Origin of the sequence: Pseudomonas sp. RL_5y_Pfl2_69 (assembly GCF_963970465.1) — a bacterium.
Classification (GTDB): Bacteria; Pseudomonadota; Gammaproteobacteria; order Pseudomonadales; family Pseudomonadaceae; genus Aquipseudomonas.
Genome location: NZ_CAXAOU010000001.1, coordinates 36,673 through 51,866, shown reverse-complemented (window position 1 = coordinate 51,866; position 15,194 = coordinate 36,673). Strand labels below are relative to the sequence as shown.

Annotated in this window: 13 protein-coding genes; 10 read left to right on the top strand and 3 right to left on the bottom strand. The window is 58.5% G+C overall.

Features of this window, described 5'->3' with window-relative positions:
- The first annotated feature begins 3 nt into the window (after nt 1-3).
- The 4 genes from AACY07_RS00240 (at nt 4) to nadA (ending at nt 4,698) form a co-directional block, all read left to right on the top strand.
- Nucleotides 4-1,437, top strand: coding sequence for a CpaF family protein (locus AACY07_RS00240; protein WP_339473006.1), 1,434 nt, complete (start codon nt 4-6; stop codon nt 1,435-1,437).
- 2 nt (nt 1,438-1,439) lie between these two features.
- The gene (locus tag AACY07_RS00235; RefSeq protein WP_133077970.1) at nt 1,440-2,426 is read left to right on the top strand and encodes a type II secretion system F family protein; all 987 of its coding nucleotides are present in this window, start codon (nt 1,440-1,442) and stop codon (nt 2,424-2,426) included.
- 27 nt (nt 2,427-2,453) lie between these two features.
- Nucleotides 2,454-3,416, top strand: coding sequence for a type II secretion system F family protein (locus AACY07_RS00230; protein WP_339473005.1), 963 nt, complete (start codon nt 2,454-2,456; stop codon nt 3,414-3,416).
- A 223-nt stretch (nt 3,417-3,639) separates the two neighbouring features.
- On the top strand, nt 3,640-4,698 hold the full coding sequence (nadA, locus tag AACY07_RS00225) for a quinolinate synthase NadA (protein ID WP_016782293.1): 1,059 nt from the start codon (nt 3,640-3,642) through the stop codon (nt 4,696-4,698).
- Between the two features lie 122 nt (nt 4,699-4,820).
- On the opposite strand, the gene AACY07_RS00220 is transcribed toward nadA, so the two are convergent.
- Nucleotides 4,821-6,251: a M48 family metalloprotease gene (locus AACY07_RS00220; protein WP_133077968.1), complete on the bottom strand. Its 1,431-nt coding sequence runs from the start codon at nt 6,249-6,251 to the stop codon at nt 4,821-4,823.
- A 120-nt stretch (nt 6,252-6,371) separates the two neighbouring features.
- Between AACY07_RS00220 and AACY07_RS00215 the strand changes: the two genes are divergently transcribed.
- Both AACY07_RS00215 and AACY07_RS00210 read left to right on the top strand, forming a co-directional pair.
- Nucleotides 6,372-6,611 carry a sulfurtransferase TusA family protein gene (locus tag AACY07_RS00215; protein WP_133077967.1) on the top strand — a complete coding sequence of 80 codons (240 nt, stop codon included), beginning with the start codon at nt 6,372-6,374 and terminating at the stop codon, nt 6,609-6,611.
- 21 nt (nt 6,612-6,632) lie between these two features.
- On the top strand, nt 6,633-7,703 hold the full coding sequence (locus AACY07_RS00210) for an AI-2E family transporter (RefSeq protein WP_133077966.1): 1,071 nt from the start codon (nt 6,633-6,635) through the stop codon (nt 7,701-7,703).
- 73 nt (nt 7,704-7,776) lie between these two features.
- On the opposite strand, the gene acnB is transcribed toward AACY07_RS00210, so the two are convergent.
- Nucleotides 7,777-10,377, bottom strand: a complete 2,601-nt coding sequence (gene acnB, locus AACY07_RS00205) for a bifunctional aconitate hydratase 2/2-methylisocitrate dehydratase (RefSeq protein WP_339473423.1) — start codon at nt 10,375-10,377, stop codon at nt 7,777-7,779.
- A gap of 406 nt (nt 10,378-10,783) precedes the next feature.
- Here acnB and AACY07_RS00200 point away from each other — a divergent pair, with 406 nt between their 5' ends.
- On the top strand, nt 10,784-11,254 hold the full coding sequence (locus tag AACY07_RS00200) for a DUF1289 domain-containing protein (RefSeq protein ID WP_019823181.1): 471 nt from the start codon (nt 10,784-10,786) through the stop codon (nt 11,252-11,254).
- A 12-nt stretch (nt 11,255-11,266) separates the two neighbouring features.
- Here AACY07_RS00200 and AACY07_RS00195 read toward each other — a convergent pair whose 3' ends face one another.
- Nucleotides 11,267-12,130: a universal stress protein gene (locus tag AACY07_RS00195; protein WP_133077965.1), complete on the bottom strand. Its 864-nt coding sequence runs from the start codon at nt 12,128-12,130 to the stop codon at nt 11,267-11,269.
- Nucleotides 12,131-12,350: 220 nt separating this feature from the next.
- Here AACY07_RS00195 and AACY07_RS00190 point away from each other — a divergent pair, with 220 nt between their 5' ends.
- From AACY07_RS00190 to AACY07_RS00180, 3 genes are all read left to right on the top strand, one after another.
- Nucleotides 12,351-12,959 carry a tRNA-(ms[2]io[6]A)-hydroxylase gene (locus AACY07_RS00190; RefSeq protein WP_339473004.1) on the top strand — a complete coding sequence of 203 codons (609 nt, stop codon included), beginning with the start codon at nt 12,351-12,353 and terminating at the stop codon, nt 12,957-12,959.
- Between the two features lie 281 nt (nt 12,960-13,240).
- The gene (locus AACY07_RS00185) at nt 13,241-13,714 is read left to right on the top strand and encodes a MarR family winged helix-turn-helix transcriptional regulator (protein WP_133077963.1); all 474 of its coding nucleotides are present in this window, start codon (nt 13,241-13,243) and stop codon (nt 13,712-13,714) included.
- A complete protein-coding gene (locus AACY07_RS00180; protein WP_339473003.1) occupies nt 13,711-15,186 on the top strand; it encodes an efflux transporter outer membrane subunit in 1,476 nt (491 codons plus the stop codon). The genes AACY07_RS00185 and AACY07_RS00180 overlap by 4 nt, the downstream gene beginning before the upstream one ends.
- The last annotated feature ends 8 nt before the right edge of the window (nt 15,187-15,194 follow it).

Below are 15,194 nucleotides of genomic sequence, written 5' to 3'. Positions count from 1 at the left end.
GCCATGCTCAGCGACTTTCGTAACCGCCTGCGTCAGCGAGCCGGCAAGCTGGCTCCGGTAGATACTGTGGTGATGCCCATCGAGGGTGCCGACTGCGCCAGTGTATTGATGGCCTGGGAGGCCAGTGCACCGGATGTGGTGTACGAAACCCGCACCAAACTCAGCTCGATGGAAGCCGAGTGGCGGGAGAAAATCTACCAGCAGTTGCTCAAGGTCATGGACCTGTCCTTGCTCGATACCCTGGAGCTGGCCGACGCCGGACGCCAGATCCGCGAAATCAGTCTGCGCCTGCTGGACGAGTATTCGGCGCCGGTCAGTGCCAGCAGCCGCCAGTTGATTATCAAGCAAATCACCGATGAGGTACTGGGGCTCGGGCCGCTTGAACCGTTGCTCGGTGACAACAGCGTGTCCGACATTCTGGTCAATGGATTCAACTCGGTATATGTCGAGCGCTTTGGCAAGTTGCAGAGAACCGATGTGCGCTTTCGCGACGACCAGCATCTGCTCAATATCATCGACCGTATCGTGTCCAGTTTGGGGCGGCGCATTGATGAGTCCTCGCCGCTGGTGGACGCGCGGCTCAAGGACGGCTCGCGGGTCAACGCGATCATCCCGCCGCTGGCCATCGACGGGCCGAGCATGTCGATCCGTCGCTTTGCCGTGGATTTGCTCAATACCCAGAGCCTGGTGCAAATGGGCACCCTGACGCCAGCGATCGCCCTGATGCTCAAGGCGATCGTGCGCGGACGGCTCAATGTACTGATCTCCGGGGGCACCGGTAGCGGCAAGACCACCATGCTCAATGTGCTGTCCAGTTTTATCCCGCACAACGAGCGGATCGTCACCATCGAAGACTCTGCCGAGTTGCAACTGCAGCAACCCCATGTGGTGCGTCTGGAAACCCGTCCATCGAATATCGAGGGCCGTGGTGAAGTGGGCCAGCGTGAATTGGTGCGTAACAGTCTGCGGATGCGCCCGGACCGGATCGTTATTGGGGAAGTGCGTGGCGCCGAGGCCCTGGATATGTTGACGGCGATGAACACGGGGCACGATGGTTCGTTGACCACCATTCACGCCAACACTGCCCGCGATGCATTGGGGCGGATCGAGAATATGGTGTCCATGAGCGGAGCCACTTTTCCGATCAAGGCCATGCGTCAGCAGATCGCTTCGGCCATCGGCGTGGTCATCCAGCTGGAACGTCAGGAGGACGGTACGCGACGTCTGGTCAGCGTGCAGGAAATCAATGGCATGGAAGGTGATGTCATCACCATGACCGAGATCTTCGCCTTTGTGCGCAGCGGCATGGGCGAGAAAGGGGAGGTTTTGGGCGAGTTTCGCTCAACCGGGATGGTGCCGGCATTTCGTGATGTGCTGGCCAAACGGGGCATTGAGCTGCCGCTCAGCCTGTTCCGGCCGGACTGGATGGAGGGGTAGTGATGAACCAGATTCCTGGTGAATTTATCCTGGCGTTTCTGGGCATGGTGTTCTCTGCCATGTTCCTGCTCAGTCAGGGGCTGACGATTCCGGTGTTCGGTGAGGCCAACCAGGTGCGCAAGCGCATTCGTGGCCGTCTTAACTTGCTGGAACGGGCCAATAACTTGCCCAACATGCAGTCGATACTGCGCCAGAAATACCTGCGTCGCCTGCCGCCCCTCGAGGCTCGCCTGGAGCAGTTGCCGATGATGGAAACCCTGGCCCAGATGATCGAGCAGGCCGGTCATGAGTATCGGGCTTATCGGGTCCTGTTGCTGGGGCTGGTGCTGGCGACAGCGGTGGGGCTTGTGCTGTGGTCGTTTCTGCAGCTGTGGTGGGTGGCAGTACCGGCTGCGCTGGTCAGTTTCTGGTTGCCAATATGGAAAATATCCCACGACCGTACCAAACGCTTCGCCCAGTTCGAGGAGGGTTTGCCCGATGCCCTGGATGCCATGTGCCGCGCCCTGCGTGCCGGCCATCCGTTCAACGAAACCCTGCAACTGGTTGCTGATGAACATCACGGGCCGGTGGCTTACGAGTTTGGTCTGGCTTTCGCCGATATCAACTATGGCAATGACGTGCGTCGGGCCATGCTGGGCCTGCTGGAGCGTGTGCCCAGCATGACGGTGATGATGCTGGTGACCACGGTACTGATCCACCGTGAAACCGGTGGCAACCTTACCGAAGTACTGACCCGTTTGAGCAGCCTGATTCGCGGGCGTTTTCGCTTCCATCGCAAGGTCAAGACACTCTCGGCCGAGGGGCGGATGTCCGGCTGGATACTGGTATCGATGCCCTTTGTCCTGGCGCTGGCCATCTTGATTTCGAGCCCGACCTATATGCCCTTGCTGTTCAAGGAACCCTTGGGGCAGAAGCTGATCATGGGGGCGTTTGTGGCCATGCTGATCGGGATTTTCTGGATCCGCAAAATCATCCGGATCCAGGTGTGAATACGGGGTATCCCGGAGGGCATGGGCATGAACTATTTACTGGAACTGATCAACCGGCTGGTGGGTGACGAGCAACTGACCCGGCTGTTGTTTGCCGGGCTTATCGGGCTGAGTGTGGTGCTGGTGGTGGCGACACTGGTGATGCTGGTCAGGGGGCTGCAAAGCCCGGTGCAGCGCCGCTTGATGTTGATCAAGCGGGGTCATGGCACAGACCGTCGGGCGCCACCGAGCAATCTGCAAATGATGCTTGAGCAGGTGGGGCAGCGCTTCAGTGCCGGTGAAACCCGGCGCTCATCGGCCACCCGCACCCTGTTGACCCATGCCGGTTATCGCTCGCCGTCTGCGGTGCAAGTGTACTGGGCGATTCGGCTGCTGCTGCCCTTGCTGCTGACAGGTATTACGCTTGTGGCGTTGCCGTTTATTGCCAACATGTCGCTGCTACTGGGCGTTGGCCTGTTGATGTTGGCGCTTGGCGTGGGGTGGCTGGTTCCGGCGGTCTATGTGGGCGCACGCAAGCAGGCACGCATGTCGCGGCTGCTGATTGCTTTCCCGGATGCGCTGGACCTCATGGTGGTGTGCGTGGAGTCGGGGCTCGCCTTGCCCCAGGCAATCGAGCGGGTCTCCGAGGAAATGGCCGTCAGCCAGCCCGATCTTGCCCTTGAGCTGGCACTGGTCAACGCCGAAGTGCGTGCGGGTGTTCCAAGCACTGAGGCCCTCAAGCACCTGGCCGAGCGTACCGGGCTGGAAGACATTCGCGGGCTGGTGAGCTTGCTGGCGCAGAGCATCCGCTTCGGCACTAGTGTGGGGACCACCTTGCGGATATATGCCGAAGAATTCCGCGATCGGCGTACGCAACTGGCTGAGGAAAAAGCTGCCAAGGTCGGTACAAAGCTGGTCTTTCCGCTGATCTTTTGCCTGTGGCCCAGCTTTTTTCTGGTTGCCATCGGGCCTGCGATCATTAGCGTGTTCAAGGTTTTCGGAAAGATCTAAGGGAGGGGCGCGCGCAGCGCTCCTTTTTCCGAAAAAACGCTCGATCACTTGCCCGCCGTCGCCCGCGCAACATTAAACTTTTGAATCCCAAGGATATTCTGTAGCCTTATCGCGCTTCAGTGCTTGTCCGTGCCTGATACACACATTCTCCCAGCGGGACTTGACGGTCCGGAGCTGGTGGTACACTCGACTTTCGCGCAACGCGCTTGCAGGTCTTGCGAACATGACGCAAATTTCTGAACGACTTCTGGTTCAAGCCCACCTTGATGCCAAGCAGCCAAAACCGCTGACGGAGGCACAAGCCCTCAGCCTTCGTGCGCAGATCGCGGCTGAGCTTAAAGCCCGCGACGCGGTGCTGGTGGCGCATTTCTACTGTGATCCGGTGATTCAGGCCCTGGCCGAAGAAACCGGTGGCTGTGTGTCCGACTCCCTGGAGATGGCCCGCTTTGGTGCGGCCCACCCGGCCAAAACCATTCTGGTGGCCGGTGTGCGCTTCATGGGCGAGACGGCGAAAATCCTGACCCCTGAAAAACGCGTGTTGATGCCAACGCTGGAGGCCACGTGTTCTCTTGACCTGGGCTGCCCGGTTGAAGAGTTCTCGGCCTTTTGCGACAAGCATCCCGAGCGCACGGTGGTGGTGTATGCCAACACGTCCGCGGCGGTCAAGGCCCGGGCTGACTGGGTGGTGACATCAAGCTGCGCGCTGGAAATCGTCGAAAGCCTGATGGATAACGGCGAAACCATTATCTGGGGGCCGGACAAGCATCTGGGCCGCTACATCCAGCGCCAGACCGGTGCCGACATGCTGCTGTGGGACGGTGCGTGCATCGTTCACGAAGAGTTCAAGTCCAAGCAGCTCGAAGACATGAAGGCGTTGTATCCGGACGCGGCAATTCTGGTTCACCCGGAGTCGCCGGAGTCGGTGATCGATCTGGCGGATGCCGTGGGCTCCACCAGTCAACTGATTGCTGCGGCGCAGAACCTGCCCAACAAGACCTTTATCGTGGCCACCGACCGCGGCATTTTTTACAAGATGCAGCAGCTGTGCCCGGACAAGGTCTTTATCGAGGCACCCACTGCGGGTAACGGTGCGGCGTGCCGCAGTTGCGCACATTGCCCGTGGATGGCCATGAATACCCTGGAACGCACCCTGGAGTGTTTGCAGCAGGGTACCAACGAGATTTTTGTCGACCCGGCACTGGTGCCCCATGCCATTCGCCCGCTCAAGCGCATGCTGGACTTCACCCAGGCTGCGCGTTTGAAACTGGCGGGGAATGCCTGAGTAGCTAGCCCTACTATCTGTGGGAGTGGCGGTGCGGCGATTTCACTTGCTCGTGGATGCGGGCTTACCGCGTCGAGGCTATCGCGAGCATGCCCGCTCCCACAGAGTCAGTGAGGCTTTTGTCAGTTCATCATATCTTTGAGCGCCCGCTCCTGATCCATCAGTTCCCGCTTGCGGGCATCCAGGCGGGCCGACAGCTGGAAGTTGTTGGTGAGCTTCTGGGCAAAGTCCAGTTGCTGGATGGCCTGTCGGAAATCCCCCACCAGCGCAAAGTATTCCGCACGGGCCTGATGCAGGCCGATGATGTTGCCTGACAAGCCTCGAGTTTCTGCAACCGAGTACCAGACATCCGGGTCATCGGGGCGGCTTTTGAGCAAGGCTTCAAGGGCTTTGTCGGCTTCCTTGGGGTTATTTTGCTTGAGCAACAGATCAACACGCGCCTGATTGAGCGGGTAGTTGCCCGGATACAGGGTGCGCATTCTGTCGATTCGCTGCTGGGCTTCGGCCAGGCGATTGCTGTCCATGTCCAGCTCGATTTGCGCCAGGTTGTAGGTGATGTCGTTCGGCGACTTTTCCAGTAGCGGTTTGAGCGTATCGCGGGCTTCGTTGAACTGGCTGCCTTTGATGTAGGCAATGGCCAGGCCATAGCGGGCTACGTCGTTTTTCGGGTTCTCATCCAGTTGCTGGCGAAAGCGCTTGGCCGCCAGGCCCGGGGTTTCTTCGTAGTTGAGTTGCACCCGGGCGCGGATCAGTTGATAGCGCAAGCTGTCTTCGGTGCCGCCCACTCTGGCCTGTTCGGCGCGGTTGCGGGTGTCGGCGATACGCGACTCGGTGACCGGGTGAGTCAGCAAAAACTCGGGTGGCCTGCCGTCAAAGCGGTATTGGCGCATCAGGCGTTCGAACATGGTCGGCATTGAACGCGGGTCGTAGCCTGCTTTCTCCAGGTTGAGAATGCCGATCCGGTCAGCTTCCTGCTCATTCTGTCGCGAGAAGCGCCGCTGTTCCTGCATGGCCGCAGCCTGTGTCCCGGCGATGGCCGCTATGCCCGCGTCGCCCGCGCCCGAGGCCGCAACGATGATCCCGGCGAGCAGCGCAGCCATCATCGGCAACTGCATGCGCTGCTGGGCCTCTACGCCGCGAGCGAAGTGACGCTGTGACAAGTGAGCAAGTTCGTGGGCCATTACCGAGGCGTACTCACCTTCGGTCTGGGCGTTGAGGAACAGGCCGCCGTTGACCCCGATGATCCCGCCGGGAGCGGCGAAGGCGTTGAGCTGCGGGCTGTTGATCAGAATGAATTCCAGCCGGCGATCCTGTACCTGGCTGGTTTCAACCAGTTTGTAGACGCTGGTTTCGACGTAATCCTTGAGTTGCGGATCGTTGAGCTGCGACACCTGTCCGCGCAGCATGCTCAACCAGGCACGGCCCAGTTGGTACTCTTGTTGTGGCGAGACGATCGATGAACTGGCGTCACCCAGAGACGGTAAATCGTCGGCGAAGCTCGGCGAGGCGAGCAGGCAAGCGAGCGTCAACAGGGTAGGGCGCAGAAAAGTCATGCACAGAGCTCTGGTCGGTAAAGCGCTTACTGTAGCTGGACACTCGGCTGGCGACCAGTGGCGGCTCTGCTTGGGGTATTCTAGCCGGCATAAAAAATGCCCTATCTGGAGAAGTACGTAATGACTGATGCGTTGGCCCATGATGCCGAACTGGACGCAGCGGGCCTTGATTGTCCGTTGCCATTGCTCAAGGCCAAGATGGCGTTGAACAAAATGAGCAGTGGTCAGGTCCTTAAGGTCATCGCCACGGATGGGGGTTCACAGCGTGACTTTCGTACCTTCGCGCGCTTGGCAGGGCATGAACTGCTGCGTGAAGAAGAAAATGCGGGCACCTATCGCTACTGGCTACGCAAGGCCTGAGTCCCGGTCTAAGGAATATTGATGTTCAAGGTTCTACGTGGTTGGGTTCAGCGCTATTTCTCTGATGAGGAAGCGGTTGTACTGGCGGTCTTGCTGGTGCTGGCATTTACCGCTGTGCTGACATTGGGCGGCATGTTGGCGCCCGTGTTGGCGGGCATGGTGCTGGCGTATCTGATGCAGGGCCTGGTGGTTGCTCTGGAGCGCCTGAGAGTGCCCGCCGCCGCAGCGGTCGGGTTGGTGTTTGCATTGTTTATGGGGTTGTTGCTGGTGTTTCTTGTGGTGGTGGTGCCTTTGCTTTGGCATCAACTGATCACGCTGTTCAATGAGCTGCCGGGCATGCTCGCAAAATGGCAGTCGCTGTTGCTGCTGTTGCCCGAGCGCTATCCGCATCTGGTTTCGGATGAGCAGGTGCTGCAAGCCATCGAAGTGGCCCGGGGTGAAATCGGCAAGTTCGGGCAACTGGCGCTGACCTTTTCACTGTCCAGTCTGCCGCTGTTGGTCAACATCATGATTTATCTGGTGCTGGTGCCGATCCTGGTGTTTTTCTTCCTAAAGGACCGGGCGCTGATCGGTCGTTGGGTGCGTGGTTATCTGCCTCGCGAGCGGGCGTTGATTACCCGTGTGGCGCAAGAAATGAACCGCCAGATCGCGAACTACATTCGCGGCAAGGTCATCGAGATCATTATTTGCGGCGGCGTGACGTATATCGCATTTGTCACCATGGGCCTTAATTATTCGGCCTTGCTGGCGTTGCTGGTGGGGATTTCGGTGGTGGTGCCCTATGTGGGGGCCGTGGTGGTGACGGTGCCGGTGCTGTTGATCGCGTTGTTTCAGTGGGGCTGGAGTGATCAGTTTATCTATCTGATGGCGGTCTACGGGATCATCCAGACCCTGGACGGCAACGTACTCGTACCGCTGCTGTTCTCCGAGGCCGTGAGCCTGCACCCGGTGGCAATCATTTGTGCGGTGCTGTTGTTTGGCGGGTTGTGGGGTTTCTGGGGGGTGTTCTTTGCAATCCCGCTGGCGACGCTGTTCAAGGCCGTGCTGGATGCCTGGCCACGGGAGCAGCAAGTTGTGGCTCCACTGCTGTAAACACCTGAATCGCGGACATGAAAAAGCCCCGGCTCTGCAGTGAGAGTCGGGGCTTTTTTGTTACTGCATCAGCTTACGCTTGAATAACCGGAATGTTGGCATTTGCAGCCGCTTCACGGAATTCGGCGATCTGATCAAAGCTCAGGTAGCGGTATACGTCCGCTGCCATGGTGTTGATCTCTGCAGCGTAGGCCATGTATTCCTCAACGGAAGGCAGGCGACCCAGGATCGAGGCAACCGACGCCAACTCGGCCGAAGCCAGGTAGACGTTCGCGCCGTCACCCAGACGGTTCGGGAAGTTACGGGTCGAAGTCGACACAACAGTCGAGTTCGGCTCTACACGTGCCTGGTTACCCATGCACAGGGAGCAGCCCGGCATTTCCATGCGTGCGCCAGCTTTGCCGTAGATGCCGTAGTAGCCTTCTTCGGTCAGCTGGTGAGCGTCCATTTTGGTCGGCGGCGACAGCCACAGACGAGTTGGCAGCTGACCTTTGACCTTGTCCAGCAACTTGCCCGCAGCGCGGAAGTGGCCGATGTTGGTCATGCACGAACCGATGAACACTTCGTCGATCTTCTCACCGGCAACGGTGGACAGCAGGCGGGCGTCATCCGGGTCGTTTGGCGCGCAGAGCACAGGCTCTTTGATGTCAGCCAGATCGATTTCGATGATGTGCGCGTATTCGGCGTCAGCATCGGCTTCCATCAGCTCAGGGTTGGCTACCCAGGCTTCCATCGCTTGAGCACGACGCTCAAGGGTACGAGCGTCGCCGTAACCTTCACCGATCATCCAGCGCAGCAGGGTGATGTTGGAGTTCAGGTATTCGGTGATGGACTCTTTGGACAGCTTGATGGTGCAGCCAGCAGCCGAACGCTCTGCCGAGGCGTCGGACAGTTCGAATGCCTGCTCGATGCTCAGGTTGTCCAGACCTTCGATTTCCAGGATACGACCCGAGAATTCGTTGATCTTGCCTTTCTTCTCTACCGTCAGCAGGCCTTTCTGGATGGCGACGTAAGGGATGGCGTGTACCAGGTCACGCAAGGTGATGCCCGGTTGCATTTCGCCTTTGAAGCGAACCAGAACCGACTCCGGCATGTCCAGTGGCATTACGCCAGTGGCTGCGGCGAACGCTACCAGGCCGGAACCGGCCGGGAACGAGATGCCCATCGGGAAGCGGGTGTGGGAGTCACCACCTGTGCCGACGGTATCCGGCAGCAGCATGCGGTTCAGCCAGCTGTGGATGATGCCGTCGCCCGGACGCAGGGAAACACCGCCGCGGGTCATGATGAAATCAGGCAGGGTGTGGTGGGTGGTGACGTCGATCGGCTTAGGATAGGCCGCGGTATGGCAGAACGACTGCATTACCAGATCAGCGGAGAAGCCCAGGCACGCCAGGTCTTTCAGTTCGTCACGGGTCATTGGACCGGTGGTGTCCTGAGAACCTACGGTGGTCATCTTCGGTTCGCAGTAAGTGCCCGGACGAACGCCGGTCACGCCGCAAGCCTTGCCGACCATTTTCTGCGCCAGGGTGAAACCCTTGGTGCTTTCGATAGGTGCTTCAGGCTTTTTGAACAGGTCGGATGGAGCCAGGCCCAGTTCAGCGCGAGCCTTCTCGGTCAGGCCGCGGCCAATGATCAGTGGGATACGGCCGCCAGCGCGAACTTCGTCCAACAGAACCGGGGTCTTCATTTCGAAGGTAGTGATGACTTCGTCGGTACCGTGCTTGCAGACTTTGCCAGCGTGCGGGTACAGGTCGATCACGTCGCCCATGTTGATGTTGGAAACATCGAACTCGATTGGCAGTGCGCCAGCATCTTCCATGGTGTTGTAGAAGATCGGAGCGATTTTGCTGCCGAAGCAGAAACCACCGGCACGCTTGTTCGGTACGTAAGGAACGTCGTCGCCGAAGAACCACAGTACGGAGTTGGTGGCCGATTTACGCGACGAACCGGTACCGACCACGTCGCCGACGTAGGCAATAGGGAAGCCTGCGTTGCGCATTTCTTCGATTTGCTTCATCGGACCGATGGAGCCTTGAACGTCCGGCACGATGCCGTCGCGAGCCATTTTCAGCATGGCCAGGGCGTGCAGCGGGATGTCAGGGCGCGACCAGGCGTCCGGTGCAGGCGACAGGTCGTCGGTGTTGGTTTCGCCAGTGACCTTGAACACGCGCAGGCTGATTTTGTCAGCCAGTACAGGGCGGTTCTTGAACCACTCGCCGTCAGCCCAGGATTGCACCACGGCTTTAGCGTGGGCATTGCCGTTTTTGGCTTTTTCAGCGACGTCGTGGAAGGCGTCAAACATCAGCAGGGTGTGCTTGAGTTGCTCGGCGGCAACCGGTGCCAGCTCTGCGTCATCCAGCATCTCGACCAGCGTCACGATGTTGTAGCCGCCTTGCATGGTGCCAAGCAGTTCTACAGCGCGCTTTTTGCTGATCAGTGGGGAAGTCGCTTCACCTTTGGCGATGGCGGACAGGAAGCCTGCTTTTACATAGGCCGCTTCATCAACACCCGGCGGAATGCGGTTGGTGATCAGGTCAACGAGGAATTCTTCTTCGCCAGCTGGCGGGTTTTTCAGCAGCTCAACCAGAGATGCGGTTTGTTCGGCGTTTAGCGGCTGGGGAACGATACCCAGTGCTGCGCGCTCTTCGATATGTTTGCGGTAGGCTTCAAGCACAGTTATTACCCTCATCATTGGTCCCAAATGGGTGTCCGGGACGCTCATCCAGGAATGCCGAGCACTCATGCGCATGGGGGCTTTTTGAGCCGCTTAGCCAGAGTTGCAAGGATTCCCAACAGAAGCTGTTTTCAAAGTTTTACGCCTTCCGAACGGGGGAGATGATGAATGTTGGTGCGGGTATCTGCAGTGCAAATACCCTTCACCAACACCGTTCTTCGGGATCAACTGTGCTCGTGACGCTTTGAAAACAGCTTCTAACGGACATTGGCGCCTTAAAAGGCAGACCGATTCTACGGTAAAAACTTGTTAAAGGTAAGTTAGCCCCTGAAGGTTGAGGGGTGATCTGCGTTAGACAAAGGGCTAACATGGCCACCTGTTTCGTTCTGCAGTGCTCTATTTCGCCATGTCCAATCAAACCATCAAGACCCCCTGCATAGGCCTTTGCTCAACGGTCTACGGCGACCTCGTGTGCCGTGGTTGCAAGCGTTTTCACCATGAAGTGATCAATTGGAACGGTTACAACGAGGAAGAAAAACGCGCTGTGTGGCGTCGTCTTGAGCAGCTTTTGGTGCAGGTGATGGCTGGCAAGGTCGAGGTGTTCGACCGGGCTACGCTGCGTGACCAACTGGTGGCACGCAAGATCCGCTTTGTACCCAACCAGTCCGAATACTGCTGGGCCTACCAGCTGATTGCCCGCGGTGCGCGGGTGATCAATCAGTTGGAGCTCTATGGCATGGTGCTGCTGCCGGAGTTTCGTGGCTGGGCGCTGCCCGAGTTGCGTGACGCCATTGATCGGGAATTTTTCCTCCTGTCTGAAGCGCATTATCAGCGCTATATAGCTCCGGGTTTTCTGAAAGAGGCGTTTGGCGAATAGGTCGCCAGCCGATCAGCCTTTATTCGCCAGTTCTTCCAGGTGCTCGATCATGTCCTCGGGCTTGAGCACCAGAATGTCGCTTTCCAGCTTGTCGATCACCACCTCGGCCGTATTGCCGATCAATGCCCCCGAGAACCCGGTGCGCGCCACTGTGCCCATGACCGTTACCACTGCACCCAGGGCCTTGGCGACCCGAGGGATGATCACGTCTGCCGGGCCTTCCTCGATATGCAGGCGGCTGTCGTCAATTTCACACTGTTGCTGAAACACCCGGCACTCTGCCCGGTAGGTTTCTTGCAGTTGAGTGTCCAGCGGGTAGGCTGCGTCGACAGCGGCGAGCATGGGGGCGGGGTGCGCGCTGACGACATGAAACTGTGCATGGGCCATGCTGGCGATCCGAAAACCGTGGTCAACGATGCTTGAGTGCAGGGCCATGTGCTCAGGGTCGTTGTTGCCCACGTCGACGGCGGCCAATATGACCCCGTGTTCCCAGGATTCAGCGGTCTTGGCCAACAATACCGGGCTTGGGCAATAGCGCAGCAGTTTCCAGTCTTCGGGGGTCAGCAGCACTTTTTTCAGCGGGTTGTCGGGTACGTGTTGCTTGATCACCAGCCCACAGTTGTGGGCTTGCTGCACCTTGATGATGGTGGCGTGCTGGCTTTCGTGCCAGGCCTGCTCGCTGGTGACGCTGTAGGCCTCACTTTTCAGGCTGCTTTCAAGCACGCTCAGCAGGGCTGAGTGGTCATGCTTTTTATCGCAGATCAACAGGTGCAAATGCGCTTTTGTGTGGCTGGCGATGTGTTTGGCACGCTTGAGGGCGAGACTTTCCATCAGATGGGGCTCGATGACGACCAACAGGCTGTTAATGCTGTGCATGACCGGTAACTCCACAAGTAATAAAAGCGGCGTGTAATCACTATAGTTGCTCAGTCGTTGTGCCTGTGTTGATGCATATCAAGTTGCGCCGTTGGTGCTGCGCTCCGTGGCCCGTATAATCCCCGGCTCGCCTCAATCCAGTCTTTGTGAGCCTCATGTCAGCGATTTTTCAAAACACTGCCCGTCTGCTGTGCAACCCCCAATGGTCGGGAGCGTGCGCGTGATTCTTCCTGAAATTCATGAGTTCCTGGGCTGCCGCACGCCTGACGGCTGGATCGCAGCGGCATTGGCCGATCAGGAAACCTTGCTGATCGATCACAAAAACTGTGAGTTCAAGGCTGCCAGCACGGCCCTCAGCCTGATTGCCAAGTACCACTCCCATGTCGACCTGATCAACATGATGTCGCGTCTGGCCCGTGAAGAGCTGGTGCATCACGAGCAAGTCATGCGCCTGATGAAAAAGCGCAAGATCGAGCTGCGTCAGCTGTCGGCCGGGCGTTATGCCTCGGGGTTGCGCAAAGTGGTGCGCAACCATGAGCCGGTCAAGCTGGTGGATACGTTGGTCGTGGGTGCGTTTATCGAAGCACGCAGTTGCGAGCGTTTCGAAGCACTGGTGCCGCATTTGGACGAAGAACTCGGCAAGTTCTACTTTGGTTTGCTCAAGAGCGAGGCCCGGCATTTTCAGGGCTACCTGAAACTGGCCTATCAGTATGGCGACGCCAAGGATATTGCCCAGGTCATCGAGCGGGTGAGGGCGGCGGAGCAGGAGTTGATCGAGTCCCCGGATGTTGAATTCCGCTTCCACAGTGGTGTGCCAAGCCAAGCATGAGTCCTGTAGTCGCTGCCTAGGAACGACGGCTGTGATCGGGATGATGCGGTATCCCGATCACAGCCGTTATTAATCCAGTCACTGTGGCGTGTCAGTTAGACCTAAACATCAGGATTTACAATTGCTGCGCAATCGATCGCAGCCTCGTTCCTCGGCAGCGACTACAGAAAAGGTGAATGCTTACAGCTAGATAGATAGCTGCCTAATTATCGGCTTGACATTAGCTGCCTAGACAGTAATATTTAGAAACATTACTGCCTAGGCAGCTTCCTGGTGCCCTGATGAAGCATTTCCATCCCGATAACTTCCAAAATTGCACCCTGGGCATGCTCCTGGGGCGCACGGCCATGCTCAAGGACCGGATCATCGACCGCCATATGGAGCCTTACGGCATCACGGCGGCGCAGTTCAAGGTTCTGATCATCATGGCCCAGTACGACGTCGATACCCCGGCCGAACTCTGCCGCCACCTGTCTCTGGACAGTGGCTCTATGACCCGCATGCTTGACCGTCTCGAGCAAAAAAATCTGTTGATGCGCCAGCGTTCCGAAGCCGATCGGCGGCAGGTGCGGCTGGTGTTGACCGACGACGGGCAGGCGCTGGCCAGCCAATTGCCGCAGATTGGCGCTGACGCGATGAATCAACTGGCAAGCGCCATTAGCCCGCAAGAGCTGCAAAGCCTGGAACAGATCCTCAAGAAAATACTGCTGGCAGCGGGTGATCCGATCACTGTCATGCGTTTAGGTGAAAAATGAGCCATATAACGCTGCGTACAGGCCTGAGCCTGGTTTTTACGTCGATGGTACTGGCGGGTTGCGCCAGCTACAGCGGTCTGAACACCGTGGGCGTAAGTCAGGAGGCGAAAAACCTCAAGGCCGCCCAGTCCCTCAACGGCATTGCGGTTACACCCGCAGCCTGGCCAGAAAAAGACTGGTGGAAACGTTTGGGAGACGGGCAACTGGATGGCCTGATTCAAGAAGCCTTGCGCGACAGCCCGGACATGCAAATAGCCAGTGCTCGTGCGCATCAGGCGACTGCTGCGGCCGGTGCGGCCAATGCCGCACGGATGCCGACCCTGGATGCCGAAGCCGATGTCTCGCGTTCGCGCTTGTCGCGTTCTCAAGATCCGACCGGGCAGGGTGGTCGATACGACACTTTGCGCGATGCCAGTCTGACGTTTAATTACACGTTCGATCTGTGGGGCGGCCAGCGTGATGCCTGGGAGGCAGCGTTGGGCGAAGCCCGCGCGGCTGAAGTCGACAGCCAGGCCGCAAGCCTGACCCTGGCCGCTGATGTGGCGCGGGGTTACAGCAGCCTCGGGCATGCCTTTATCGTCCGTGATCTGGCCAAGGACGACCTGGAGCGTACCGGCAAATTGCTCGACCTGAGCAAGCGTCGTCTGCAAGCCGGCATCGACAGCCACTACCAGTTTCAGCAAACCGAAAGCCTTGAGGCCAGTTCTCAGGAGCAGTTGATCAGCGCTGAAAAACAACTCAAAAGTGCACGCATCGCGCTGGCGGTATTGCTGGGCAAGGGGCCAGATCGCGGAGTTGATATTGCTCGGCCGAAGATTCTGGCGCCGAGCGCCGTGGCGTTGCCGAGCACCCTGCCGGCTGAGCTGTTGGGTCGTCGCCCGGATCTGGTGGCGGCGCGCTGGCGAGTAGAGGCGGCAAGCAAAAATATTGCGGCGGCCAAGACGCGCTTTTATCCCAATCTCAACTTGAGTGCGGCGGCAGGCACTCAGTCGCTGTTGGGGGATGCGTTGTTCGGGTCTGCCAGTCGCTTTCTCAATATTGCCCCGGCCATTTCGCTGCCGATCTTTGATGGCGGGCGTTTGCGCGCCGGGCTGGATGCCGAAGATGCCAATTACGATCTGGCTGTCGCGCAGTACAACAAGATACTCGTGGGCGCCTTGGGCGATGTCAGTAACACCCTGGCTCAACTGAGTGCCGTGGGGCAGCAAATCAACGCCCAGCAGCGGGCAACCGATATCGCTCAGGATTCGTTCAATACCGTGTTGCAGCGCTACGGCTCCGGTGTCGGTAACTACCTGGACGTGCTCAGCATTGAGCAGCAACTGCTGCTGGCCCAGCGTCAGCTGGCGGACCTGAATGCAGAGCAGATCGACCTTTCGATACAACTGATGCAAGCCCTGGGCGGTGGATTTGAGCCCGGCAATACGGCCGAGGCCGCTCCCTCTCAAGTCCTTGTTGGCAGAATTATTTAGGTACTCGT

Excerpts from the sequence above, each read along its gene's own strand:
- AACY07_RS00235 (WP_133077970.1), top strand. The coding sequence starts at position 1,440 with ATGAACCAGATTCCTGGTGAATTTATCCTGGCGTTTCTGGGCATGGTG.
- AACY07_RS00185 (WP_133077963.1), top strand. The coding sequence starts at position 13,241 with ATGAAGCATTTCCATCCCGATAACTTCCAAAATTGCACCCTGGGCATG.
- AACY07_RS00210 (WP_133077966.1), top strand. The coding sequence starts at position 6,633 with ATGTTCAAGGTTCTACGTGGTTGGGTTCAGCGCTATTTCTCTGATGAG.
- AACY07_RS00195 (WP_133077965.1), bottom strand. The coding sequence starts at position 12,130 with ATGCACAGCATTAACAGCCTGTTGGTCGTCATCGAGCCCCATCTGATG.
- AACY07_RS00215 (WP_133077967.1), top strand. The coding sequence starts at position 6,372 with ATGACTGATGCGTTGGCCCATGATGCCGAACTGGACGCAGCGGGCCTT.
- AACY07_RS00220 (WP_133077968.1), bottom strand. The coding sequence starts at position 6,251 with ATGACTTTTCTGCGCCCTACCCTGTTGACGCTCGCTTGCCTGCTCGCC.
- AACY07_RS00180 (WP_339473003.1), top strand. The coding sequence starts at position 13,711 with ATGAGCCATATAACGCTGCGTACAGGCCTGAGCCTGGTTTTTACGTCG.
- AACY07_RS00240 (WP_339473006.1), top strand. The coding sequence starts at position 4 with ATGCTCAGCGACTTTCGTAACCGCCTGCGTCAGCGAGCCGGCAAGCTG.
- AACY07_RS00230 (WP_339473005.1), top strand. The coding sequence starts at position 2,454 with ATGAACTATTTACTGGAACTGATCAACCGGCTGGTGGGTGACGAGCAA.
- nadA (WP_016782293.1), top strand. The coding sequence starts at position 3,640 with ATGACGCAAATTTCTGAACGACTTCTGGTTCAAGCCCACCTTGATGCC.
- AACY07_RS00200 (WP_019823181.1), top strand. The coding sequence starts at position 10,784 with ATGTCCAATCAAACCATCAAGACCCCCTGCATAGGCCTTTGCTCAACG.